Source organism: Streptomyces sp. NPDC091287 (assembly GCF_044768525.1).
Classification (GTDB): domain Bacteria; phylum Actinomycetota; class Actinomycetes; order Streptomycetales; family Streptomycetaceae; genus Streptomyces.
This window is the reverse complement of sequence record NZ_JBIVUV010000009.1, coordinates 293,691-317,166: the sequence shown is the minus strand read 5'-3', so window position 1 is coordinate 317,166 and position 23,476 is coordinate 293,691. Positions and strand designations below refer to the sequence as shown.

Annotated in this window: 19 protein-coding genes; 16 read left to right on the top strand and 3 right to left on the bottom strand. The window is 72.0% G+C overall.

Going from position 1 to position 23,476, the window contains the following annotated elements:
• Positions 1 to 45: 45 nt before the first annotated feature.
• From ACIQRW_RS18130 to ACIQRW_RS18110, 5 genes are all read left to right on the top strand, one after another.
• A complete protein-coding gene (locus ACIQRW_RS18130; RefSeq protein WP_063739458.1) occupies positions 46 to 633 on the top strand; it encodes a sigma-70 family RNA polymerase sigma factor in 588 nt (195 codons plus the stop codon).
• Positions 630 to 1,637: an anti-sigma factor family protein gene (locus tag ACIQRW_RS18125; RefSeq protein ID WP_403761001.1), complete on the top strand. Its 1,008-nt coding sequence runs from the start codon at positions 630 to 632 to the stop codon at positions 1,635 to 1,637. Before ACIQRW_RS18130 ends, ACIQRW_RS18125 begins: the two co-directional genes overlap by 4 nt.
• Positions 1,638 to 1,769: 132 nt before the next feature.
• Positions 1,770 to 4,151, top strand: a complete 2,382-nt coding sequence (locus ACIQRW_RS18120; protein ID WP_403760998.1) for a HelD family protein — start codon at positions 1,770 to 1,772, stop codon at positions 4,149 to 4,151.
• 435 nt (positions 4,152 to 4,586) lie between these two features.
• A complete protein-coding gene (locus tag ACIQRW_RS18115; RefSeq protein ID WP_403760996.1) occupies positions 4,587 to 6,023 on the top strand; it encodes an NAD-dependent malic enzyme in 1,437 nt (478 codons plus the stop codon).
• A gap of 376 nt (positions 6,024 to 6,399) precedes the next feature.
• On the top strand, positions 6,400 to 6,681 hold the full coding sequence (locus tag ACIQRW_RS18110; RefSeq protein ID WP_003968811.1) for an HU family DNA-binding protein: 282 nt from the start codon (positions 6,400 to 6,402) through the stop codon (positions 6,679 to 6,681).
• Between the two features lie 235 nt (positions 6,682 to 6,916).
• Here ACIQRW_RS18110 and ACIQRW_RS18105 read toward each other — a convergent pair whose 3' ends face one another.
• Positions 6,917 to 7,381: a DUF2000 family protein gene (locus ACIQRW_RS18105; RefSeq protein WP_403760994.1), complete on the bottom strand. Its 465-nt coding sequence runs from the start codon at positions 7,379 to 7,381 to the stop codon at positions 6,917 to 6,919.
• On the opposite strand from ACIQRW_RS18105, the gene ACIQRW_RS18100 reads away from it, so the two are divergent.
• Complete coding sequence (locus tag ACIQRW_RS18100; protein WP_403760991.1) at positions 7,380 to 8,270, top strand: AraC family transcriptional regulator; 891 nt, start codon at positions 7,380 to 7,382, stop codon at positions 8,268 to 8,270. The genes ACIQRW_RS18105 and ACIQRW_RS18100 overlap by 2 nt on opposite strands.
• Positions 8,271 to 8,397: 127 nt before the next feature.
• Here the strand turns inward: ACIQRW_RS18100 and murA are convergent, their stop codons facing one another.
• Positions 8,398 to 9,738 (bottom strand): UDP-N-acetylglucosamine 1-carboxyvinyltransferase, encoded by a 1,341-nt coding sequence (gene murA, locus ACIQRW_RS18095; protein ID WP_365549551.1) that lies wholly within the window; start codon positions 9,736 to 9,738, stop codon positions 8,398 to 8,400.
• A 287-nt stretch (positions 9,739 to 10,025) separates the two neighbouring features.
• Here murA and ACIQRW_RS18090 point away from each other — a divergent pair, with 287 nt between their 5' ends.
• The 9 genes from ACIQRW_RS18090 (at position 10,026) to ACIQRW_RS18050 (ending at position 21,492) form a co-directional block, all read left to right on the top strand.
• Positions 10,026 to 10,586, top strand: a complete 561-nt coding sequence (locus ACIQRW_RS18090; protein WP_403760988.1) for a YqgE/AlgH family protein — start codon at positions 10,026 to 10,028, stop codon at positions 10,584 to 10,586.
• A 121-nt stretch (positions 10,587 to 10,707) separates the two neighbouring features.
• Positions 10,708 to 11,004 (top strand): DUF3039 domain-containing protein, encoded by a 297-nt coding sequence (locus ACIQRW_RS18085; protein WP_006124925.1) that lies wholly within the window; start codon positions 10,708 to 10,710, stop codon positions 11,002 to 11,004.
• Positions 11,005 to 11,243: 239 nt separating this feature from the next.
• Positions 11,244 to 12,548: an extracellular solute-binding protein gene (locus ACIQRW_RS18080; RefSeq protein WP_403760985.1), complete on the top strand. Its 1,305-nt coding sequence runs from the start codon at positions 11,244 to 11,246 to the stop codon at positions 12,546 to 12,548.
• Between the two features lie 2 nt (positions 12,549 to 12,550).
• A complete protein-coding gene (locus ACIQRW_RS18075) occupies positions 12,551 to 13,531 on the top strand; it encodes a carbohydrate ABC transporter permease (RefSeq protein WP_403760983.1) in 981 nt (326 codons plus the stop codon).
• The gene (locus ACIQRW_RS18070) at positions 13,528 to 14,433 is read left to right on the top strand and encodes a carbohydrate ABC transporter permease (RefSeq protein ID WP_403760980.1); all 906 of its coding nucleotides are present in this window, start codon (positions 13,528 to 13,530) and stop codon (positions 14,431 to 14,433) included. Before ACIQRW_RS18075 ends, ACIQRW_RS18070 begins: the two co-directional genes overlap by 4 nt.
• 4 nt (positions 14,434 to 14,437) lie before the next feature.
• A complete protein-coding gene (locus ACIQRW_RS18065) occupies positions 14,438 to 16,117 on the top strand; it encodes a beta-N-acetylhexosaminidase (RefSeq protein ID WP_403760977.1) in 1,680 nt (559 codons plus the stop codon).
• A 347-nt stretch (positions 16,118 to 16,464) separates the two neighbouring features.
• A complete protein-coding gene (locus ACIQRW_RS18060; RefSeq protein ID WP_403760974.1) occupies positions 16,465 to 17,361 on the top strand; it encodes an FAD binding domain-containing protein in 897 nt (298 codons plus the stop codon).
• Complete coding sequence (locus tag ACIQRW_RS18055; RefSeq protein ID WP_403760972.1) at positions 17,358 to 19,055, top strand: 2Fe-2S iron-sulfur cluster-binding protein; 1,698 nt, start codon at positions 17,358 to 17,360, stop codon at positions 19,053 to 19,055. Before ACIQRW_RS18060 ends, ACIQRW_RS18055 begins: the two co-directional genes overlap by 4 nt.
• Before the next feature lie 76 nt (positions 19,056 to 19,131).
• Positions 19,132 to 21,492 (top strand): xanthine dehydrogenase family protein molybdopterin-binding subunit, encoded by a 2,361-nt coding sequence (locus tag ACIQRW_RS18050; protein WP_403760969.1) that lies wholly within the window; start codon positions 19,132 to 19,134, stop codon positions 21,490 to 21,492.
• A 30-nt stretch (positions 21,493 to 21,522) separates the two neighbouring features.
• Here the strand turns inward: ACIQRW_RS18050 and ACIQRW_RS18045 are convergent, their stop codons facing one another.
• Entirely contained in the window at positions 21,523 to 21,708 is a 186-nt protein-coding gene (locus tag ACIQRW_RS18045; RefSeq protein WP_403760966.1) for a hypothetical protein, read from the bottom strand.
• 394 nt (positions 21,709 to 22,102) lie between these two features.
• Between ACIQRW_RS18045 and ACIQRW_RS18040 the strand changes: the two genes are divergently transcribed.
• Positions 22,103 to 23,350, top strand: a complete 1,248-nt coding sequence (locus ACIQRW_RS18040; RefSeq protein ID WP_403760965.1) for a hypothetical protein — start codon at positions 22,103 to 22,105, stop codon at positions 23,348 to 23,350.
• Positions 23,351 to 23,476 lie beyond the last annotated feature (126 nt).

Genomic DNA, 23,476 nt, shown 5'->3' with positions numbered 1-23,476 from the left:
GATGGCCGAAGAGCTCGTTTCAGAGGTCTCGACCGGGAGGTTCGGGTGCGCAAGGATGCGGCCGTGGCCGATGACCGTCCGCACAGGGCTCGACATCGCAGTGAGCCGCCCCCGTCCCCCTCCGGGATACCCGACGAGGAACTGATGCGGGCGCTGTACCGCGAACACGCCGGGCCGCTGCTCGCGTACGTGCTCCGACTCGTCGCGGGCGACCGCCAGCGGGCCGAGGACGTGGTGCAGGAGACGCTCATCCGTGCCTGGAAGAACGCCGGCCGGCTCAACCGGGCCACCGGCTCCGTCCGACCCTGGCTGGTGACGGTCGCCCGGCGCATCGTCATCGACAACCACCGCAGCCGGCAGGCCCGGCCGCGCGAGGTCGATCCGTCGCCGCTGGAGGTCATTCCCGCGGAGGACGAGATCGACAAGGCGCTGTGGCTGATGACGCTCTCGGACGCGCTCGAAGATTTGACCCCCGCGCACCGGGAAGCATTGGTCGAGACCTACTTCAAGGGACGTACGGTCAATGAGGCCGCCGAAGTGCTGGGCGTCCCCAGCGGGACCGTGCGGTCCCGGGTGTTCTACGCACTCCGTTCGATGAAGCTCGCACTCGAAGAGAGGGGGATCACGGCATGAGCGACCAGCAGTGGCAGCCGTTCGGGCCCCGCCCTCCCGGCCACCGCACGCCGTCCGGTCCCTCGCGTCCCCCGTATACCGCGGGTCCTGCACACCCCTCAGGGCCCGCGCACCTCTCCGGCCCCGGCCACGGCACGGGCCCCGGGCATCCCGGCGGCGCGGGCGGTGCCGGCGGCCCCTCCGGCCCCGGCGGCCCGGGTGGCCCCTCCGGTCACAGCGAGCCGTTCGGCGCGGAGCCCGAAGGGTCCGAGCACGACGCGGCCGCCGCATACGTCCTCGGCGTCCTCGACGACACGCAGGCGAGCGCCTTCGAGGCCCATCTCGCGGGCTGCGCCTGGTGCGCCGCGCATCTCGACGAGTTCGCGGGGATGGAGCCCATGCTCGCGATGCTCTCCGAGTCGCCCGCCGGCGCCCCCGGGGCCCGTCCCGAGCCGCATGTGCCCGAGCGGCCCGCGCCCCGGCTGCTGGGCGGGCTGATGGACGAGGTCGCGCACAAGCGGCACCGCCGCACCCGGCGCAGCCGGTATCTGGTCGCCGCTGCCGCCGCCCTGATCATCGGCGGCCCGGTCGCCGCGTTCGCGGTCACGGCGGGCGACGACCGCGGCGGCGGACCGGTGGCCGCCGACCCGCACCCCACCAGCCCGGCCGAGGACGCCTTCTTGCAGCACATGACGGAGAAGGTCTCGGCGACCGACCCCACCACCCGGGTCGACGCCACGGTCGGCATGGAGGAGAAGACCTGGGGCACCCACACGGTCCTGGAGCTGAAGAACGTCAAGGGACCGCAGAAGTGCCGGCTGATCGCCGTCTCCAGGACGGGTGAGGAGGAGGTCGTCACCTCCTGGTCCGTCCCGCAGTGGGGGTACGGCATCGAGGGCGCGACGAACCCGACGGCCAAGGCCCCGCTGTACGTGCACGGCGGGGCGGCGATGGACCGTGAGGACATCGACCGTTTCGAGGTGCGGACCTTCGACGGGGAGCGGCTGGTGGAGATCGGAGCCTGAGCCCCGCCCCGCCGGGCTCCCCTGCGCCCCACCCGGTACGACGCGCGATCGGGATGCGGTCGACAGGTGCGCTCGGGCCCCCCTTCGCTATAGGGTTGACGGCTGCCCAGTGCACGTCAGAAGGGGGCCTCGGTGGCCGCGCAGGATGCCGCTGTCGAATCGCTGCGGGACCGGGAAATCGGTGTCGAGCAGGAGCATCTCGACCGTGTTTATCACCGCCTCGAAGAGAAGATCCACGAGGCGGAATTTCTTATGAACGACGCCGTCAAGCGCGGCCAGGTCGGTACCCCCGGCGCGCTCGCGGAGCGGGACGCCCAGGTGTTCCGGGCGGGGATCCACCTCAATCGGCTGAACAGCGAGTTCGAGGACTTCCTCTTCGGGAGGATCGACCTGCTGCTCGGCAAGGACGGGGAGCGCGGCCCGGACGGCGCGTACACCTCCGTCGAGCCGGCCGACGACACCGTGCGGGAGGACGCCACCGCCGATATCGCGGAGACGCTCCACATCGGCCGGATCGGGGTCCTGGACTCCGACTACGCGCCGCTGGTGATCGACTGGCGCGCCCCGGCCGCCGCGCCGTTCTACCGCTCCACCCCGAAGGAGCCGGGCCGCGTCGTACGCCGTCGGGTCATCCGCTCCAAGGGCCGCAAGGTCCTCGGGGTCGAGGACGACCTGATGCGCCCGGAGCTGACGGCGTTCCTGGACGGCGAGAAGCTGCCGGTGATCGGGGACGGCGCGCTGATGGCGGCGCTCGGCCAGGCCCGCAGCCACACCATGCGGGACATCGTCTCCTCCATCCAGGCCGAACAGGACCTGGTCATCCGGGCCCCCGCCGCCTCCGTCACCGAGGTCACCGGCGGCCCCGGCACCGGCAAGACCGCGGTCGCCCTGCACCGGGCGGCGTATCTGCTCTACCAGGACCGGCGGCGGTACGCGGGCGGCATCCTGGTCGTCTCGCCCACCCCGCTCCTGGTCGCGTACACCGAAGGGGTGCTGCCCTCGCTCGGTGAGGAGGGCCAGGTCGCGATCCGCGCGGTCGGCTCGCTGTCCGACGACGCGGCGGGCCTCCAGGGCGCCACGACGTACGACGAACCGGCGGTGGCCCGGATCAAGGGCTCCTCCCGGATGCTCCACGTGCTGCGCAAGGCGGCCCGGGGCGCGCTGGAACAGGGCCGCCCCGCGGCCCCGCGGGAGGAGGCGGGCCAGCTCTCCTTCGGCGAGGAGCCCGAGCAGGGCGCCGCGGCCACCACCCCGAACCGGCTGCGCGTCGTCGCCTTCGGGGCCCGGGTCGAGCTGGAGGCCGACGAGCTCCAGCGCATCCGGCACAACGCCCTGGGCGGCACCGCCCCGGTCAACCTCCTGCGCCCGCGCGCCCGAAAGCTGCTGCTGGACGCCCTGTGGAGCAAGTCCTCCGGACGCGGCCGGTACACCGACCCCCAGCTGGTGGCGGAGCTGCGCTCGTCGTTCGACGAGGACGTCTCCACCGAGACCCCGTTCCTGGAGTTCCTCGACGCCTGGTGGCCCGAACTGACGCCGCGCCGGGTGCTGGCCGCGATGGCCGACGAGCGACGTCTCGGCCGCTGGTCACGGCGCATCCTCAACCAGGGCGAGGTGCGCCGCCTGGCCCGGTCGCTGAAGCGGCTGGACGCGGACGGCCAGGGGCCGCTCTCCGTCCACGACGTGGCGCTCCTGGACGAGCTCCAGGCGCTGCTGGGCACCCCGAACCGGCCCCGGCGCAAGCGCGAGGCTGACCCCCTTGACCAGCTCACCGGTCTTGAGGAGCTGATGCCGCAGCGCGAGGAGACCCAGTGGGAGCGGGCCGAGCGGCTCGCGGCGGAGCGCACCGAGTACGCGCACGTCATCGTCGACGAGGCGCAGGACCTCACGCCGATGCAGTGGCGCATGGTCGGCCGCCGGGGCCGGCACGCCACCTGGACGATCGTCGGCGACCCGGCCCAGTCCTCCTGGTCCGACCCGGACGAGGCGGGCGCCGCCCGGGACGAGGCGCTCGGCTCCCGGCCGCGCCGCCGCTTCACCCTCACCGTCAACTACCGCAACCCGGCGGAGATCGCGGAGCTGGCCGCGAAGGTGCTGGCGCTGGCGATGCCCGGCATGGAGTCCCCGGCAGCGGTCCGCTCGACCGGGGTGGTGCCCCGCTTCGAGCCGGTACGCGAAGGAGACCTGGCCGCCACGGTCCGCGAGGAGGCCGCGCGGCTGCTCGCGGAGGTGGACGGCACGGTCGGCGTGGTCGTCGCGATGAACCGGCGCGCCCAGGCCCGCGAGTGGCTCGCGGAGCTGGGGGAGCGGGTGGTGGCGCTGGGCAGCCTGGAGGCCAAGGGTCTTGAGTACGACGCCACGGTGGTCGTCTCGCCCGCGGAGATCGCGGACGAGTCCCCGGCCGGTCTGCGGGTGCTGTACGTGGCGCTGACCCGGGCGACCCAGCAGCTCACGGTGGTCTCGGGGGAGCGGGACATGCCGGACGAGGACGGGGTACCGGACCTCCTGAGGGACTGACGCCGAAGGGGCTCGGCGAGTCAACCCGGCGCGCGGGAATCACTTCTCGGGGGTCTTTGTTACCTTGGTACTGGCACCGACTCGATCCAAGCCCCCGGGCCCAACCTTCGTCGCTTCGAGCGACCACTTGCCGCGAGGCGAGCATGGCGGGTCGGTGCCACCCAACCGAAGAAGACAGACCCGCGTCACCTGCTGGTGGCGCGGGTCTGTTCTTGTTTTCACGGGCTCCGCCCCCGTTCCGCGGGCCGCCCGGCCGGTTCGGGTCCCGTTGGGGGTTCCGCCGAACGGGTAGTTTCTCGTATGGTGGAAACTACTTTCCGAAAGACGGCAGTCATTACCGGCTACCAGCCAGTAGGTGCGACGATCGGGAAGCGTGTCCGGAACGAAGGTTCCGGATGTGCGGCAATGAAGCTAAGGAAAGCGAAGGACTCGGCCATGGCAACGGCGCCCAGCGTCTCGTACTCGATGACGGTCAGGCTGGAGGTGCCCGCGAGCGGCACCGCGGTCTCCCAGCTCACCACGGCCGTGGAGTCCTCCGGGGGCTCGGTCACCGGCCTCGACGTGACCGCCTCAGGTCACGAGATGCTGCGGATCGACGTCACCATCGCCGCCAGCTCGACCTCGCACGCGGACGAGATCGTCGAAGGTCTGCGCGACATCGTGGGTGTCACGCTGGGCAAGGTCTCCGACCGTACGTTCCTCATGCACCTCGGCGGCAAGATCGAGATGGCGTCCAAGCATCCCATCCGCAACCGTGACGACCTGTCGATGATCTACACCCCCGGTGTCGCCCGGGTCTGCATGGCCATCGCCGAGAACCCCGAGGACGCGCGCCGCCTCACCATCAAGCGCAACTCCGTCGCAGTTGTGACGGACGGCTCCGCGGTGCTCGGCCTCGGCAACATCGGCCCGATGGCCGCGCTGCCCGTCATGGAGGGCAAGGCGGCCCTCTTCAAGCGCTTCGCCGGCATCGACGCCTGGCCGATCTGCCTGGACACCCAGGACACCGACGAGATCGTCGCGATCGTCAAGGCCATCGCCCCCGGCTTCGCGGGCATCAACCTGGAGGACATCTCCGCGCCGCGCTGCTTCGAGATCGAGGCCCGGCTGCGCGAGGCCCTCGATATCCCCGTCTTCCACGACGACCAGCACGGCACCGCGATCGTCGTGCTGGCCGCCCTCACCAACGCCCTGCGCGTGGTGGGCAAGAACATCGGGGACGTACGGGTCGTCATGTCCGGCGCGGGAGCGGCCGGTACGGCCATCCTGAAGCTGCTCATCGCCGCCGGCGTCAAGCACGCCGTCGTCGCCGACATCCACGGTGTGGTGCACGCCGGACGCGAGGACCTGGTCGCCGCCGACCCCGACTCCCCGCTGCGCTGGATCGCCGACAACACCAACCCGGAGGGTGTCACCGGCACCCTCAAGGAGGCCGTCGTCGGCGCCGACGTCTTCATCGGCGTCTCCGCCCCGAACGTGCTGAACGGCGACGACGTCGCCGCGATGGCGGACGGCGCGATCGTGTTCGCGCTCGCGAACCCGGACCCCGAGGTCGACCCCGCGATCGCCCGTCAGACGGCGGCGGTCGTCGCCACCGGCCGCTCGGACTTCCCCAACCAGATCAACAACGTGCTGGTCTTCCCGGGTGTCTTCCGCGGCCTGCTGGACGCTCAGTCCCGCACCGTCAACACGGAGATGATGCTCGCCGCGGCCGGCGCGCTGGCCGACGTGGTCGCCGAGGACGAGGTCAACGCGAACTACATCATCCCCTCGGTCTTCAACGACAAGGTGGCGGGCGCGGTCGCCGGCGCCGTCCGGGCCGCCGCGAAGGCCGCCGCGGGCACCGGAACAGCCCCCTCCGCATCCGTCTGACCCCACTGTTTCGGGGGCCCCTCACGGGGTACCCGCGAGACACCCCGGGCCGCACCCGCCCGTGCCGTACGGCGCGTCGCGGGTCGCGGCGCCCCAAACGCCCCTTTAGGGTGGGCGGGCAGTGGGCCCTGCGGGGCCCGGCATCCGCTGCGGTCCGCTCGGCCAAGTCGACGGAGCGTCACCACGAGCAAACCGTGGCGCTTTTCATTGACCCCGAAGGGTTCCGGATTGGCTTTCCCGCCGCTGGTGGGGGCAGGATGCGTAATCGGGCGAGAGGGTCTGACATCAGACCCGGGTCCGGGGACTGTCAGAGGGCCCTGGCAGCATCGGCTTCGATCTCACGCCTCACAGGCAAGAAGAACACGGGAGTAACAACATGAACCGCAGTGAGCTGGTGGCCGCCCTGGCCGACCGCGCCGAGGTGACTCGCAAGGACGCCGACGCCGTGCTGGCCGCGCTCGCCGAGACCGTCGGTGAGATTGTCGCCAAGGGCGACGAGAAGGTCACCATCCCCGGCTTCCTGACCTTCGAGCGCACCCACCGTGCCGCTCGCACCGCTCGCAACCCGCAGACCGGCGACCCGATCAACATCCCCGCCGGCTACAGCGTGAAGGTCTCCGCGGGCTCGAAGCTCAAGGAAGCCGCCAAGGGCAAGTAACCCTCAACGGCGCAACAGAGGGCGGCCACTCCCGACCAGGAGTGGCCGCCCTCGCGCATGCCGGAGGCACATGCGCCCCGCAGAAGCCCCCGCACCGTGCCCGGGGCAGCTGCGGGCCCCCGGGGCCGGCGCCCGGAGGGACGGCCCGCGGAACCGCGAGTCCGCCCGACCGGCCACCGGCTCCCGCCGCACGGCCTGTACTGAGCCCGGGGCGCTCCGCTCCGGCCCCTGGGGCTCAGGGGTGCATCCGCGCTCCCTTGAGGACCTTGTCCACGGCGTTGCGCGGCCCGTACACGGCGAGGCCCACCAGATCCAGGGCGTCCCGCCCCACCGCCCGTACGGCCGCCCGGTTGTCCCGGTCGTTCCCCGTGCCGAAGAGGTCCGCGGTGAACACGGCCGTCGCCAGCGACCGGGACAGCGCCCTGGCGTGCGCGGCGGTCACCGTCTCCTTCGCCCCCTCGAACACCAGCACGGGCTGCCGGAGCATCGGCAGATACACGGTGGAGTCGGCGTCCTCGTAGGGTTCGCCGATCACCTCGGGCACCGCCGTCCCCAGGCCGCTGACCAGAAAGGCGGTCACGTTCAGGCGCTGCCAGGACTCCAGGTCGTCACGGAGCAGCACCGCGACCTTCGTGTCGAAGCGGACGGGAACGCTCCCGGCCGCCGTGGTCCGGCTCTCGGTCTCGTGCGTGTTTCTCATGGTTCGAGACTGGCCGGTGGACCCGGGCGCGGTCTTGTACGTTCTTGGCGTGGTGCCACGGCAGGAGATCCAGGAGATCCAGGAGGTCGCGGCCTGGCGTCCGGCCGTCGCCGGCGTCGTGGAGGTCTTCCACGCCCGCTTCACCGAGCACGCCTACCCCATGCACGTCCACGACGCCTGGACGCTCCTGATCGTCGACGACGGCGCCGTCCGCTACGACCTGGACCGGCGCGTGCGCGGCACCCCGGACGGCACGGTGAGCCTGCTGCCGCCCGGCGTCCCGCACAACGGCTCTCCCGCGACCACCGACGGCTTCCGCAAAAGGGTGCTCTACCTGGACATGACGCACCTCGACGCGGGCCTCGTCGGACCCGCCGTGGACACCCCCGACCTCGCCGACCCGCTGCTGCGCACCCGCGTCGGCCGGCTGCACACCGCCCTCGCGGACCCGGGTGACGCGTTCGAGGCGGAGAGCCGCCTGGCGTTCATCGGCGAGCGGCTGCGGGGACACCTGCGCCCCGGGGGCCTCCCGACGGGCCCGCCGCCCGGCCGGGGCGTGGCACGGGATCTGCGCGAGCTCCTCGACGAGCGGCTCCGCGAGGGCGTCACCCTGGATGGGGCCGCCCGGCTGCTCCACGCGCACCCCACCCATCTCGTACGGGCCTTCAGCGCGGCGTACGCCATCGCGCCGCACCAGTACGTGACGTCCCGCCGCGTCGACCGGGCCCGCCGTCTGCTGCTCGACGGGATGCCGCCCGGTGAGGCGGCCGCCGCCGTCGGCTTCCACGACCAGTCCCACCTCACCCGGCACTTCAAGCGGATCGCGGGCACCACCCCCGGCCGCTATGCCCGCCATACCCGCTCACGCGGCCTTCAGGGGCCCTTCTGACGCCCGACAGCCCGCCGCCCCGGCTCCGAGTCCGGAACCGGGGCGGCGGGCCGCTCACGCGGGAACTGCGCGGTGCGCAGTGCTGTGTGCGGCAGCACTGTGCGGCCTTCACGGCGCACGGGGACGGTCAGACGAGCGAACCGCCCGGGAGTTCGACCTTCGCGCCGAGCTTCTCCAGCTTCTCCATGAAGTTCTCGTAACCGCGGTTGATCAGGTCGATGCCGTGCACCCGGGAGGTGCCCTGCGCCGCCAGTGCCGCGATCAGGTACGAGAAGCCGCCCCGGAGGTCCGGGATGACCAGGTCGGCGCCCTGGAGCTTGGTCGGTCCGGAGACGACCGCCGAGTGCAGGAAGTTGCGCTGGCCGAAGCGGCAGTCCGAGCCGCCGAGGCACTCGCGGTACAGCTGGATGTGCGCGCCCATCTGGTTGAGCGCGGAGGTGAAGCCGAGCCGCGACTCGTACACCGTCTCGTGGACGATCGACAGGCCCGCGGCCTGCGTCAGCGCGACCACCAGGGGCTGCTGCCAGTCCGTCTGGAAGCCGGGGTGCACGTCCGTCTCCAGCGCGATGGCGTTCAGCGCGCCGCCCGGGTGCCAGAAGCGGATGCCCTCGTCGTCGATCTCGAAGGCCCCGCCGACCCGGCGGAAGGTGTTCAGGAAGGTCATCATCGAGCGCTGCTGCGCGCCGCGCACATAGATGTTGCCCTCGGTCGCCAGCGCCGCCGACGCCCAGGAAGCCGCCTCCAGGCGGTCCGGGATCGCCCGGTGGGTGTAACCGTCGAGCCGGTCGACACCGGTGATCCGGATGGTCCGGTCGGTGTCCACGGAGATGATCGCGCCCATCTTCTGCAGTACGCAGATGAGGTCCTCGATCTCCGGCTCGACGGCCGCGTTGGACAGCTCGGTGACGCCCTCGGCGAGGACGGCGGTGAGCAGCACCTGCTCGGTGGAGCCCACCGAGGGGTACGGCAGCCGGATCTTGGTGCCGCGCAGCCGCTGCGGGGCCTCCAGGTACTGGCCGTCCGCCCGCTTCTCGATGGTCGCGCCGAACTGGCGCAGCACCTCGAAGTGGAAGTCGATCGGCCGGCCGCCGATGTCGCAGCCGCCCAGGCCCGGGATGAAGGCGTGGCCGAGGCGGTGCAGCAACGGGCCGCAGAACAGGATCGGGATGCGCGACGACCCCGCGTGGGCATCGATGTCGGCGACGTTCGCCGACTCGACGTGCGAGGGGTCGAGGATCAGTTCGCCCGGCTCGTCGCCGGGGCGGACGGTGACGCCGTGGAGCTGGAGGAGCCCCCGGACCACCCGTACGTCACGGATGTCGGGAACGTTGCGGAGGCGGCTGGGCCCGCTGCCGAGCAGCGCGGCGACCATGGCCTTCGGCACCAGGTTCTTGGCGCCTCGGACGCGGATCTCGCCCTCCAGCGGGGTTCCGCCGTGGACAAGCAGGACATCGTCTGTGCCGGTCATGTATCTCGCGTTCCGGAGTGGTCGGGCAGGGGGCCAACGAAAAGGGTAATGGCCTCCTACCCCCCTTCCGTAAGACGAAGGGGGGTGTACGAACGTCATGAATCCGCCACAACACCCTCCGCGCATCCGATCTTGCGGAGGGTTACCGTCCGGATGGCCCACCGCGCCTCCGCCCGACGGTGCGCTCCCCGTGCCTCAGTGCGCCCTGAGCTGCGCTCGCTCTCCTGAGGGCGGCATCACGGTCACTCACCCCCCGGGAAGGGTGAAGATGCGGGATCATTCCTGCCATGACGGAGGTGTCCTCGCTCACAGGGCGACTGCTCGTGGCCGCGCCCGCCCTCACGGACCCGAATTTCGACCGGGCGGTGGTGCTGCTCCTCGACCACGACGAGGAGGGCTCCCTCGGCGTGGTCCTCAACCGCCCGACCCCGGTCGGCGTCGGCGACATCCTCGCGTCCTGGGCCGGCCTGACCGGCCAACCGGACGTCGTCTTCCAGGGCGGCCCGGTCTCGCTCGACTCCGCGCTCGGCGTGGCGGTGATCCCCGGCGACGAGGGCCCGCTCGGCTGGCGGCGGGTGCACGGGGCGATCGGACTGGTCGATCTGGAGACCCCGCCCGAGCTGCTCGGCCCCGCCCTCGGTTCCCTGCGGATCTTCGCCGGATACGCGGGCTGGGGCCCCGGTCAACTGGAGGGCGAGCTGAACGAGGGCGCGTGGTACGTGGTCGAGTCGGAGCCCGGCGACGTCTCCTCCCCGTGCCCCGAACGGCTCTGGCGCGCGGTGCTCCGCCGCCAGCGCAGCGAGCTCGCGATGATCGCCACGTATCCGGATGACCCTTCGCTCAACTGAGCGACGAACCGTCGCTCGGCCTGGGGGGCGCCCCGTCGTTCAACTGAGGGACGAACCTCCGCTCGACCGGGGTGACCCTTCCCTCAACCGGAGGCCGCCTCTTTCAGTACCCTTGGCGGTTATGAGCACTCTTGAGCCCGATCGCGGGGCAGGTACGGGGACCCTCGTCGAGCCGACGCCGCAGGTGTCGAGGGGCGACGGCGACCACGAGCGCTACGCCCATTACGTCCAGAAGGACAAGATCATGGCGAGCGCCCTGGAGGGCACTCCCGTGGTCGCACTGTGCGGGAAGGTCTGGGTGCCGGGGCGCGACCCCAAGAAGTACCCGGTCTGTCCCATGTGCAAGGAGATCTACGAGTCCATGGGCGCCGGTGGCGACAAGGACAAGGGCAAGGGCGGCGGCAAGGACAAGAAGTAGGTCCGGACCTCCCCTGCTGTCAGGCCCCCGGGGCGTGCGACACCGCACGCCCCGGGGGCCTTCCGCTTGCCCGGTCACCCTCGGTGACCGGGCGGTCGCGTTGCACGGGCTGCATCCGCTGGTCACAGAGTGGTCGAGACCACTTGTCGTCGCCGGAACGCGGATCTACTCTCCTGCCAGTTGTGCAGAACGAAACGCACGTTGCACATGGTGCAACGCATGACCGGTAGGGGTTCCGGATGAAGCTTTCTGCCCGAATTGCCGCCCCGGCTGCGGCGCTTGTGCTGGCCGGCCTCACCGCCACCGCCTGCGCGCCGCAGACCTCCGACACCAGTGCGAAGGGTGACGAGAAGAGCGGCACGCTCCGTGTCTGGCTCTTCCAGGAGGTCGGCAACAAGCCCAAGGAGAAGGTCGTCGACACGGCCGTCGCCGCGTTCGAGAAGGCCCACAAGGGCGCGGAGGTCGAGGTCGAGTACATACCGGTCGACACCCGCGCGCAGCGGATCAAGGCCGCGTTCAACGACCCCAAGAGCGCCCCGGACCTCATCGAGTACGGCAACTCCGACACCGCCGGATACGTCAAGGACGGCGGACTCGCGGACATCACCGAGGAGTTCGGCGCCTGGGACGAGGCCAAGGACACCGACCCGATCGCGAAGCAGTCCGTCACCGTCGGCGACAAGGTCTACGGCGCGCCCTTCTTCGTCGGCGTCCGGGCCCTCTACTACCGCACCGACGTCTTCGAGGACCTCGGCATCGAGGCCCCCAAGTCGCAGGCCGAGCTGATCTCCACCGCCAAGAAGATCCGCAAGGCCAAGCCCGACCTCTACGGCCTCGCGGTCGGCGGCGCGTACACCTACGGCGCGATGCCCTTCATCTGGGCCAACGGCGGCGAACTGGCGGGCGAGACCGGCGGGACGTACAAGTCGGGCATCAACAGCGAGAAGTCCCGCAAGGGCATCGAGGCCTACACCTCCCTCTTCGGCGACGACAACTGCCCGGCCGCCAAGTGCGCCTCCATGGGCGGCAACGCCACCGTGACCGCCTTCGCCTCCGGCAAGGCCGCCATGGCCATCGGCGGTGACTTCAGCCACGCGGCCGTCGAGGCGGGCGCGGTCAAGGGCAAGTACGCCGTCGTCCCGCTGCCCGGAGTCGCCAAGAACTCCATCGCCCCCGCCTTCGCCGGAGGCAACAACCTCGGCGTCCTCAAGAGCAGTTCGCACCGCACCCTCGCCGTCGACCTGATGAAGTCGCTCAGCGGCAAGAAGGCCCAGGCCGAGATGTTCGACGCGATGGGCTTCCTGCCCACCTACACCGACGTCCTGGACAACGCCGCGAAGAAGGAGCCCTTCGTCGCCCCGTTCGTCCAGACCCTGGGCGCGGGCGCCAAGTTCGTCCCCGCCTCGCCCGCCTGGGGCCAGATCGACGCCTCGCTGGTCCTGCCGACGATGTTCCAGGAGATCGTCTCCGGCCGTAAGGACGTGGCCCAGGCCTCGGACGACGCGGCGAAGAAGATGGACACGGCCTTCACCGACGCGGGCTGACGATGACCACGCACACCACCTCGCTCAAGGTGCCGCCCGCGGCCGGGAAGGGCGGCGGCACCCCGACCGCCCGCCCGCCCCGGCGCGGCCGGTCGCTCTCGCCCGCGAACCGCGCCGGCTGGACCCCGTGGCTCTACCTCCTGCCGGCGCTCGTCCTGCTCGCCGGGCTGCTGGTCTACCCGATCTACCAACTCGGCCTGATCTCGTTCCTGGAGTACACCCAGGCCCAGGTCAGCGGCGGCGAACCCACCACCTTCCAGGGCTTCGGCAACTACGCCACCCTCTTCAACGACAGCCAGTTCTGGCAGGTCCTCCTCGCCACCGTGGTCTTCGCCGCGGCCTGCGTGGTGTCCACCCTGATCGTGGGCTGCGCGCTGGCCGTCCTGCTCACCCGCGTCCGCGCCGTGCCCCGGCTCGCGCTGATGATGGCCGCGCTCGGCGCCTGGGCCACCCCCGCGATCACCGGTTCCACCGTCTGGGTCTTCCTCTTCGACCCCGACTTCGGACCGGTCAACAAGATGCTGGGGCTCGGCGACTTCTCCTGGATGTACGGGCGCTACAGCGCCTTCGCCGTGGTGCTCTTCGCGGTCCTGTGGTGCTCGTTCCCGTTCGTGATGGTCACCGTGTACGCGGGCATCCGGGCCATCCCGACCGAAGTGCTGGAGGCCGCCTCGCTGGACGGCGCGTCCCAGTGGCGGATCTGGCGCACCATCATGGCGCCGATGCTCAAGCCCATCCTGATCGTCGTCACCATCCAGTCGATCATCTGGGACTTCAAGGTCTTCACCCAGATCTACGTCATGACCAGCGGCGGCGGCATCGCCGGCCAGAACCTGGTGCTCAACGTGTACGCGTACCAGAAGGCGTTCGCGTCCTCGCAGTACAGCCTCGGATCCGCGATCGGCGTCGTGATGCTGGTGATCCTGCTGGCCGTCACGCTGGTCTATCTGCGCCTGGTGAGGCGCCAGGGGGAGGAACTGTGAGCGCGACGACCGGCAGTCCCGTACGCGGTCCCGCGAGCGGTGGCACGCGCGGCGGCGGCATCGCCAAGCTGCTGCGCGTCAAGCGGCCCGGCAGGCTGGCCGCGGAGGCCGCCGCCCTGCTGATCGCCGTGGCGGTCGCCTTCCCCCTCTACTGGATGGTGCTCTCCGCCTTCAAACCGGCCGGGGAGATCCAGTCCACCGAAGCCCGCCCCTGGACGCTGTCCCCGTCGCTCGACTCGTTCCGCCGGGTCTTCGAACAGCAGGACTTCGGCCGCTACTTCCTCAACAGTCTGCTGGTGGCGGGCACGGTCGTCATCCTCTCCGCGCTGATCGCCTTCCTCGCCGCCACCGCCGTGACCCGCTTCCGCTTCAAGTTCCGCACCACGCTGCTGATCATGTTCCTGGTCGCGCAGATGGTGCCGGTGGAGGCGCTGACCATCCCGCTGTTCTTCCTGATGCGGGACTTCGGCCAGCTGAACACGCTCGGCTCGCTGATCCTGCCGCACCTCGCCTTCTCGCTGCCGTTCGCCATCTGGATGCTGCGCGGCTTCGTCAGGGCCGTCCCCGAAGCCCTGGAGGAGGCCGCCTACATCGACGGGGCCAGCCGCACCCGCTTCCTGTGGCAGATCCTCTTCCCGCTGGTCTTCCCGGGCCTCGTGGCCACCAGCGTCTTCTCCTTCATCACCACCTGGAACGACTTCCTCTTCGCGAAGTCGTTCATCATCAGCGACACCTCCCAGTCGACGCTGCCCATGGCGCTGCTGGTCTTCTTCAAACCGGACGAGAACGACTGGGGAGGGATCATGGCGGCCTCGACGGTGATGACCATTCCCGTACTGGTCTTCTTCGTACTCGTACAGCGACGCCTCGTCTCCGGACTGGGCGGAGCGGTAAAGGACTGATGGCATGGCACCCCGGCACACCGAGCACACGGACCGCACGGACACCGTGGACCCCGCGGCTCTCGGTCTGATCCCGGCACCGCGCACCCTGACGGCGGCCCCCTCCGGGCGGCCGTACCCGCTGGGCCACGAGACCCCGCTGAGCGCCGCACCGGGCACGGAGGGCGTCGCCCGCTGGCTGCGCACCACGCTCGGCGCGGCCACCGGACTGCCCCTGGCCGAGGGCGCGGGCGACCGCGGCATCGTGCTCGCCCTCGACGCGGAACTGGCCCCCGAGGCCTACCGCCTAGCCGTCGGGACCGACGCCGTACGCCTCACGGGCGGCAGCGCCGCAGGCGTCTTCCGAGGCGCGGAGACCCTCCGTCAGCTCCTCGGCCCGGACGCCTTCCGGCGCGCGCCCCTCGCATCGAGCCGCGCCTGGGAGGTCCCGGCGGTCACCGTCGAGGACGAACCCCGCTTCGGCTGGCGCGGCATGATGCTCGACGTCTCGCGGCACTTCCTGCCCAAGGACGACATCCTGCGCTACCTGGACCTGCTGGCCGCCCACAAGCTGAACGTCTTCCACTTCCACCTCACCGACGACCAGGGCTGGCGCATCGAGATCAAGCGCTACCCGCGGCTGACCGCGGTCGGCTCCTGGCGCTCACGCACCAAATACGGCCACCGGGCCTCCGAACTGTGGGACGAGACCCCCTACGGCGGCTTCTACACCCAGGACGACATCCGCGAGATCGTCGCCTACGCCGCCGAGCGGCACATCCGGGTCGTCCCCGAGATCGACATCCCGGGCCACTCGCAGGCAGCCATCAGCGCCTACCCCGAGCTGGGCAACACCGATGTCGTCGACACCACCACCCTCTCCGTCTGGGACACCTGGGGCGTCAATCCGAACGTACTCGCCCCCACCGACAACACCCTGCGCTTCTTCGAAGGCGTCCTGGAGGAGGTGCTCGAACTCTTCCCGCCCGAGACCTCCCCGTTCGTCCACATGGGCGGCGACGAGTGCCCCAAGGACCAGTGGAAGGAGTCCCCGCTCGCCCAGGCCCGGATCGCCGAACTCGGCGTGAAGGACGAGGACGGGCTCCAGTCCTGGTTCATCCGGCACTTCGACGCCTGGCTCACGGAGCGGGGCCGCCGCCTCATCGGCTGGGACGAGATTCTCGAAGGGGGCCTCGCCGAAGGGGCCGCGGTCTCCTCCTGGCGCGGTTACGGCGGCGGCATCGCGGCCGCCGAGGCCGGGCACGACGTCGTCATGTGCCCTGAGCAGCAGGTGTATCTGGACCACCGTCAGGACGGCGGCCCCGACGAGCCGATGCCCATCGGGTACGTCCGCAGCCTGGAGGACGTCTACCGCTTCGAGCCCGTCCCGCCGGGCCTGAGCGAGGAGGCGGCCCGTCACATCCTGGGCACCCAGGCCAACGTCTGGACCGAGGTCATGCAGAACCGGGCCCGCGTCGACTACCAGGTCTTCCCGCGCCTCGCCGCTTTCGCCGAGGTCGCCTGGTCCGCCCTTCCCGCCCCGGCCGACCGGGACTTCGCCGCGTTCGACGCCCGGATGACGGCGCACTACGCCCGGCTCGACGCCCTCGGCGTGGACTACCGCCCGCCGGGCGGCCCGTCCCCTCGGCAGCAGCGCCCCGGCATCCTCGGCTTCCCCCGCGAGGGAGCGCCGCCCGTCGTGTGAGCCCCGCACCGCCCGGCCGCGGCCGTCCTCCGGGACCGCCGCGGCCGGCGCGCGTCCGGGCCCAACAGCCCTGACGGCACGCGCCGGAGACCGCGCCCCCACGCGCCGGAGCGAGGCCGCGAACCGCAATAAGTCGTACAAGCCTCGCTGAAGAGTGGCAATTCACCCTCCTCGCCGAAGAAGTACGAAACCCGGCCATCTCGCAGGTCAGGGACGGATCCACCCTTCGCGGACCCTCGCGACGGTCCGATCGGAAGATGTGCCAGAGTTGCCACGTCCGGGCTGTGAACACGTACCGTACGGCGGAACAGGCGGGACAGCCGGGAGACCGGGAAGGGGCAGCTGGGTTGACCACGCACGCACCGCAGGCGATGCAGTCGGTGACGCTGCCGGCCTCGTTGGACGAGGCCGTGGCGGCACTCGGCGCCATGCCCGCAGCCGTTCCGGTCGCGGGGGGCACGGACCTGATGGCGGCCGTCAACAAGGGGCTCCTGCGCCCCTCGGGGCTGGTCGGCCTCGGCCGGATCAGCGAGCTGCGCGGCTGGCACTACCAGGACGGCCACGCCCTCCTCGGCGCCGGCCTCACCCACGCCCGCATGGGGCGCCCCGACTTCGCCGCCCTGATCCCCGCCCTCGCCGCCTCCGCCCGCGCCGCGGGTCCGCCGCAGATCCGCAACGCCGGCACGCTCGGCGGCAACATCGTCACCTCCGCGCCCACCGGCGACGCCCTGCCGGTGCTGGCCGCGCTGGAGGCCGAGCTGGTCATCGCGGGCCCCGGCGGCGCCCGCCGCGAGATCCCCGTCTCCCACCTGCTGGCCGGCCGTGAACTGCTGGAGCCCGCGGAGCTGATCGGCTTCGTCCGCGTACCGCTGCTGCACGCCCCGCAGGTGTTCCTGAAGGCCACCGGCCGCACCGGCCCGGGCCGCGCCACCGCCTCGGTCGCCATCGTCCTGGACCCGGCACGCCGGGGCGTGCGCTGCGCGGTCGGCGCCATCGCCCCGATGCCGCTGCGCCCGCTGGAGGCGGAGCGCTGGATCGGCTCGCTGATCGACTGGGACGGCGAGCGGGGCCTGGCCCCCGACGCGCTGGCCGCCTTCGGCGAGTATGTTGCCGCGGCCTGCATCCCTGACCACGCACCACCGGCCGACGGAACAGAGGCCCCGCCGCTGTCCCCGGCCGTACTGCACCTGCGGCGCACCGTCGCCGCGCTCGCCCGACGCGCGCTGGGGAGGGCACTGTCGTGAGCAATGAGGAATTCCCCGACCAGCACGGGCGGCAGGGCCACTCCGAGGGCCCGGACCCCCGTTACGGCGGCTGGGAGCCGACGCCGCAGGGCGACGGGTTCGACGCCGACGCCACCGCGTTCGTCCACCTCCCGCCGGAGGACCTGGCGAACATTCCGCTGGCCGCTCCCGGCCAGGGGTACGTCCCCCCGATGATCCTGCCGCTGACCCCGGCCGCGGGTCTGGACCCGGCGGCGACGGGCAGCTGGGTGCTCCAGACGCAGACCCAGCAGGCACAGGCCGAGCAGCGCGCCCAGGAGGCCGCCGCCGCCCAGGAGCGCGGCGCGGTCCACTGGCCGGACCCGAACCAGCAGGTCGGGCAGGGCGGCTACCAGGGCCCGTACCAGGACACGTCGCACGCCACGGCCCAGTGGAACTTCACCGAGGCGTTCGGCGGGGCGGCGGCCCCGGAGACGGCGGCGGTCCCGGAGGGCGGGCACCACGGCCACGTCGACCAGGCAAACCACGCCGACCGGGCGAACCATGAAGACCACGCCGGCCAGGCAGACCACACCGGCCAGGCAGACCACACCGGTCACGCCGGTCACACCGGCCAGTGGACGATTCCGGTGGCGGACGGGGATCTCCCGGACGAATCGGGCGAGTTCCTGGCCTCGGCGCACACGCCGCAGTGGTACGCGGACAGCGCGCGCCCGGCAACGCTCCCCGGCGGCGCCCCCGCCCCCTGGGCCACACCGGAGCCTGAGCCGGTGGCCGACCCCGTACCCGTGGCGGAGCAGACCCCGGAAGCGGAACCGGCGCAGGACGAACCGGCGCAGGGCGAACCGGCGCAGGACGAACCGGCAGAACAGGCAGCCCGGGCGGCGGACACGGAGCCCGCCACCACCGCCGACATCGCGGGCCCCGCCGCCGAGGAGCCCGACACGGCACCCGAGGCGGAACCCGCTCCCGAGGCCGAGGCCGAAGCGGACACAGCACCGGACACGGCACCGGGCACACTCCCGGACGGAGCCCCGGAAGCGACGCAGGACGCGACTCCGGAAGCGGCCCCGGAAGCCGATGTCATCCCCGCCCCCGCCCCCGCCCTCCTCGACGCACCGAGCGAGCACCCGTCCGCGTCCTACCTGCTCCATGTGAACGGCGTGGACCGCCCGGTCAGCGACGCCTGGATCGGCGAGTCCCTGCTCTACGTGCTCCGCGAGCGCCTCGGTCTGGCCGGGGCCAAGGACGGCTGCTCGCAGGGCGAGTGCGGCGCCTGCAACGTCCAGGTCGACGGCCGGCTGGTCGCCTCCTGCCTGGTCCCCGCGGCCACGGCGGCGGGCAGCGAGGTGCGTACGGTCGAGGGCCTCGCCGTGGACGGCGAACCGTCCGACGTCCAGCGCGCCCTGTCCGCCTGCGGAGCCGTCCAGTGCGGCTTCTGCATCCCCGGCATGGCGATGACCGTCCACGACCTGCTGGAGGGCAACCACGCCCCCAGCGAGCTGGAGACCCGCCAGGCACTCTGCGGCAACCTCTGCCGCTGTTCCGGCTACCGGGGCGTGCTCGACGCCGTCGCGGACGTCGTCGCGGCCCGCGAGGCGAGCGCCGAGGCGGCCACGGCGGCGCAGGACGAGGCCCGCATCCCGCACCAGGCCGAGCCGGGCGCCGGCGGCGTGCAGCAGGGACCCCACCCGCACGAGGGAGAGGCGCTGTGAGGCACGCCCGCGGCCCCGCCGTCCGACAGCAGCGGCACACGCCAAACCAGCACCACGTGATCGACAAGGAGGCGGCGTGAGCAGCGACGCGGCCACCGCGGCCAACGCGACCAGCACCAGCCTGCCCAGGATCGACGCCATCGGCGGCGGACCCGGCGCGGGTTCCGGCCCGGACGAGGCGCAGCCGCTGATGGGTCTCGGCGCGTCGCTGCCGGCCGCCGACGCCCGTGCGAAGACCGAGGGCACCTTCCCGTACGCCGCGGACCTCTGGGCCGAGGGCCTGCTGTGGGCGGCCGTGCTGCGCTCCCCGCACCCGCACGCGCGGATCCTGTCCATCGACACCTCGGGGGCCGAGGAGATGCCCGGGGTGCGCGCGGTCGTCACGCACGAGGACGTGCCGGGGGACAGCAACTACGGCCGCCATGTCGTGGACCGCCCGGTGTTCGCCTCCGACCTGGTCCGCCACCACGGCGAGCCGATCGCCGCCGTCGCCGCCGACCACCCGGACACCGCACGGCTGGCCGCCGCCGCCATCGCCGTACGGTACGAGGTGCTGGAGCCCGTCACGGACCCGGAGAAGGCGTTCGCGGCGGAGCCCCTGCACCCCGACGGCAACCTGATCCGGCACATCCCGCTGCGCTACGGCGACGCGGAGGCGACGGGCGAGGTCGTCGTCGAGGGCCTGTACCGCATCGGCCGCCAGGACCCGGCGCCGATCGGCGCGGAGGCCGGGCTCGCCGTGCCCCGCCCGGACGGCGGCGTGGAGATCTACACCGCCTCCACCGACCCGCACACCGACCGCGACCTGATCGCCGCCTGCTTCGGCCTGGAACCGGACCGGGTCAAGGTCGTCGTGACCGGGGTGCCGGGTGCGACCGGCGACCGCGAGGACCCGGGCTTCCAGATCCCCCTGGGGCTCCTCGCGCTGCGCACCGGCTGCCCGGTGAAGCTCGCCGCGAGCCGCGAGGAGTCCTTCCTCGGCCACACCCACCGCCACCCCACGCTCCTGCGCTACCGCCACCACGCGGACGCGGAGGGCCGGCTGGTCAAGGTGGAGGCCCAGATCCTCCTGGACGCGGGCGCGTACGCCGACGCCTCCTCGGAGTCGCTGGCGGCGGCCGTGGCCTTCGCCTGCGGGCCGTACGTCGTCCCGCACGCCTTCATCGAGGGCTGGGCAGTCCGGACGAACAACCCGCCGTCGGGCCATGTGCGCGGCGAGGGCGCGATGCAGGTCTGCGCGGCGTACGAGGGCCAGATGGACAAGCTGGCCGCGAAGCTGGGCATCGACCCGGCCGAACTGCGCCTGCGCAACACCCTCTCCACGGGCGACATCCTGCCCACGGGCCAGACGGTGACCTGCCCGGCCCCGGTGGCCGAACTGCTCCAGGCCGTCCGTGACTTCCCCCTCCCCTCCCTCCCCAAGGACGCCCCGGAGGACGACTGGCTGCTGCCGGGCGGCCCCGAGGGCGCGGGGGAGCCCGGGGCGGTGCGCCGGGGCGTGGGCTACGGCCTGGGCATGGTCCACATGCTGGGGGCCGAGGGCACGGACGAGGTCTCGACGGCCACGGTCCGGGTGCACGACGGTGTGGCCACGGTGATCTGTGCGGCCGTGGAGACGGGCCAGGGCTTCACCACGCTGGCCCGCCAGATCGTCCAGGAGACCCTGGGCATCGAAGAGGTCCACGTGGCCGCCGTCGACACCGACCAGCCCCCGGCGGGCCCGGCGACGCACGGCCGCCACACCTGGGTGTCGGGCGGGGCGGTGGAGCGCGCGGCGAAGATGGTCCGCACCCAGCTCCTCCAGCCGCTGGCCCACAAGTTCGGCATGTCCACGGAGCTGCTCCAGATCGCCGACGGCAAGATCACCTCGTACGACGGGGTGCTGTCCACGACGGTCACCGAGGAGCTGGACGGCAAGGAACTCTGGGCCACCGCCCAGTGCCGCCCCCACCCCACGGAACCGCTGGACGAGTCCGGCCAGGGCGACGCGTTCGTCGGCCTCGCGTTCTGCGCGGTACGGGCGGTGGTCGACGTCGACATCGAGCTCGGCTCCGTCCGCGTGGTCGAGATGGCGGTCGCCCAGGACGTCGGCCGCGTCCTGAACCCGGCCCAGCTGGCGATCCGTATCGAGGCGGGCATCACCCAGGGCATCGGCGCGGCCCTCACGGAGAACCTCCGCACCGCGAGAGGCCTCATCCGCCACCCCGACCTGACCGGCTACGCGCTCCCGACCTCGCTGGACGCCCCGGACATCCGCATCGTGAAACTGGTCGAGGAACGCGACGTGGTGGCCCCCTTCGGCGCGAAGCCGGCCTCGGCCGTCCCGGTCGTCACGGCCCCCGCGGCGGTCGCCTCAGCGGTCCGCTCGGCGACGGGCCGCCCGGTGAACCGCCTGCCCATCCGACCGCAGGCGGCGGTGGCGACGCCCAGGGGCTGACCCGCAGTCCGCAGCGGCGGCGGTCCCGGCTCAGCAGGGGCCGTCGTCGGCGGCGGCGGTGAGGTCGTACGCGGCGATCGAGGTGCTTCCGCTGTCCGCTCCCGGCACGAAAACCCCGCCTCCCGCGGGCTTCGCCTCCGTCACGTGCAGGCAGACGGTGGTGTCGGCGCCGCCGGCCGAGACCTCGTAGTCGTGCCCGCCGTCGGCTCGTTCCACGACGACCTCGCACGACGGCCCTTGACCCTCGCCCGCCCTCATGAACTCCGCCTCGATGAGGGAAACGTACCCGTCCCACGGCTGCCCCGCCGCCCGCGGCCGGGCCCCCAGTCCAACCGGTACGGGCCGACCAGGGCGACGACGGGAACCCGGTGACGCGCAACTGTCTGCGGCCGCGTTCGGTGGTCGCCGCAGCTCTGTTCGCTCCTCGGCAACGGTCTGCGACAGGGGAGGAATAAGCCCCTCCCCGCTAATTACTGGCTAGTTCGGGCCTCACTCCCTCACCCCCTGTGGCCGCTACATTCACCTCTGTCCGGTCCGGACAGAAACGACCAGGGGGAAACAGACAGTTATGCGTCCCATAGGAACCAGGAGCCATACCGGCAGATCCTTCATGGCGGTGACCGTCCACGCGGTCGCCGTGGCGGTCGCCGCCTTGGGCCTCGCCGCCTCACCCGCTGCCGCGGTACCGACCGCCACGGCGGCGCCCCAGCTCGGCGGCGCCTGCACCGCGGCCGACCTCGGCACCCGCCACCCGTACATCAAGAACACCGAAGTGTCCCCGACGATCACCCACTTCAAGGGCTGGTACGTCACCGAGGGCACCACCGGCAACCACACCGTCGTCACCAGCACCCAGACGGTCATCACGGTCTCCGTCGGCCTCACCGGCGGCGTCGAGGGCAGTTTCGCCGTAGCGACGCTCGAAGCGGCCGGCGCGAGCCTCGGTCTGAACGTGAAGGTCGACTACGCCTCCACCAGCAGCGAGTCGAACACGGTTGCGTGGAGCTTCAACCAGCCCGGCTACTACGGCGTCTACAAGGGCACGAAGAAGGTCACCGGTACCTACGGAAGCCTCAACTGCAACCGCTCCCAGCAGAGCGACGGAAGCTGGGCGCTGAAGTGGGCCGAGGGGCCCGGCAGCGGCAGCTTCACCACCTACACCACCCTTGAGGAAGGTGCGGTGCGCTGCCAGGACACGGTGCCCGCGGGCAGCATCATGGCCAAGGCGCAGAGTCTCCTCGACTGCGGCTCGCCCGCCGCGAAGGCCGAGCGCCCGGCGGGTGCGGTGGCACCGACGGCGAAGCAGGAGCAGGACCGGAAGCAGGACCGCCTCGCGCAGCCCCCGGCCCGCACCGGCGACACGTCCGCCGAACAGCCCGCGGCCACCGGGCGCGGCGCGCGGGCCGCTCTCGACTGCCAGACCCAGGTCTACAAGATCGCCGTGCCCGGAAAGCCCCTGTCCTGGGGCGCGCCGGTCCTGGCGGACGACGGTGTCCGCCTGCGGCCCTCGACGATCTTCAGCGCCCACCTGGACCACTGGCGCCTGTGCAACGTGACGGAGAGCAACGGGGTCATCGAGGCGACCCTGTGGAACTGGGGCAACGGCGGGTGCGCGACCATCGCCGCGCCGGACGCGGCCACCGACCGGGCGGTCCTGAGGACGGTCGCCTGCGCGGAGGACGACCTCCAGCGGTTCTACGTCTACCGCGACGTACCCGGTAGCTCGAAGATCGGTGTGCAGAACAAGTACACCGGATCCATGATGGGCCACGACCGGTACGCGGACGGGGAGTTCATCCGCCAGTACTCCAACGGCAGGCAGGACGGTACGGGTACGTACTCCCTCGTCGGCGTCTGACGGCCCACGCCCTGTGAGCGGCCCCGCACGTGAACCCCTTGCTTCCGGTTCCGTGCGGGGCCCCTCGCGTCTCCTGCCGGAGCGACGGGGACACCTGGACACTTCCGGGCCGGCCCGGATAGCCGG

Coding starts and splice junctions, on each gene's coding strand:
- ACIQRW_RS18125 (WP_403761001.1), top strand. CDS start 630: ATGAGCGACCAGCAGTGGCAGCCGTTCGGGCCCCGCCCTCCCGGCCAC.
- ACIQRW_RS18115 (WP_403760996.1), top strand. CDS start 4,587: ATGGCAACGGCGCCCAGCGTCTCGTACTCGATGACGGTCAGGCTGGAG.
- ACIQRW_RS18110 (WP_003968811.1), top strand. CDS start 6,400: ATGAACCGCAGTGAGCTGGTGGCCGCCCTGGCCGACCGCGCCGAGGTG.
- ACIQRW_RS18100 (WP_403760991.1), top strand. CDS start 7,380: ATGGTTCGAGACTGGCCGGTGGACCCGGGCGCGGTCTTGTACGTTCTT.
- ACIQRW_RS18105 (WP_403760994.1), bottom strand. CDS start 7,381: ATGAGAAACACGCACGAGACCGAGAGCCGGACCACGGCGGCCGGGAGC.
- murA (WP_365549551.1), bottom strand. CDS start 9,738: ATGACCGGCACAGACGATGTCCTGCTTGTCCACGGCGGAACCCCGCTG.
- ACIQRW_RS18090 (WP_403760988.1), top strand. CDS start 10,026: ATGACGGAGGTGTCCTCGCTCACAGGGCGACTGCTCGTGGCCGCGCCC.
- ACIQRW_RS18085 (WP_006124925.1), top strand. CDS start 10,708: ATGAGCACTCTTGAGCCCGATCGCGGGGCAGGTACGGGGACCCTCGTC.
- ACIQRW_RS18080 (WP_403760985.1), top strand. CDS start 11,244: ATGAAGCTTTCTGCCCGAATTGCCGCCCCGGCTGCGGCGCTTGTGCTG.
- ACIQRW_RS18075 (WP_403760983.1), top strand. CDS start 12,551: ATGACCACGCACACCACCTCGCTCAAGGTGCCGCCCGCGGCCGGGAAG.
- ACIQRW_RS18065 (WP_403760977.1), top strand. CDS start 14,438: ATGGCACCCCGGCACACCGAGCACACGGACCGCACGGACACCGTGGAC.
- ACIQRW_RS18040 (WP_403760965.1), top strand. CDS start 22,103: ATGGCGGTGACCGTCCACGCGGTCGCCGTGGCGGTCGCCGCCTTGGGC.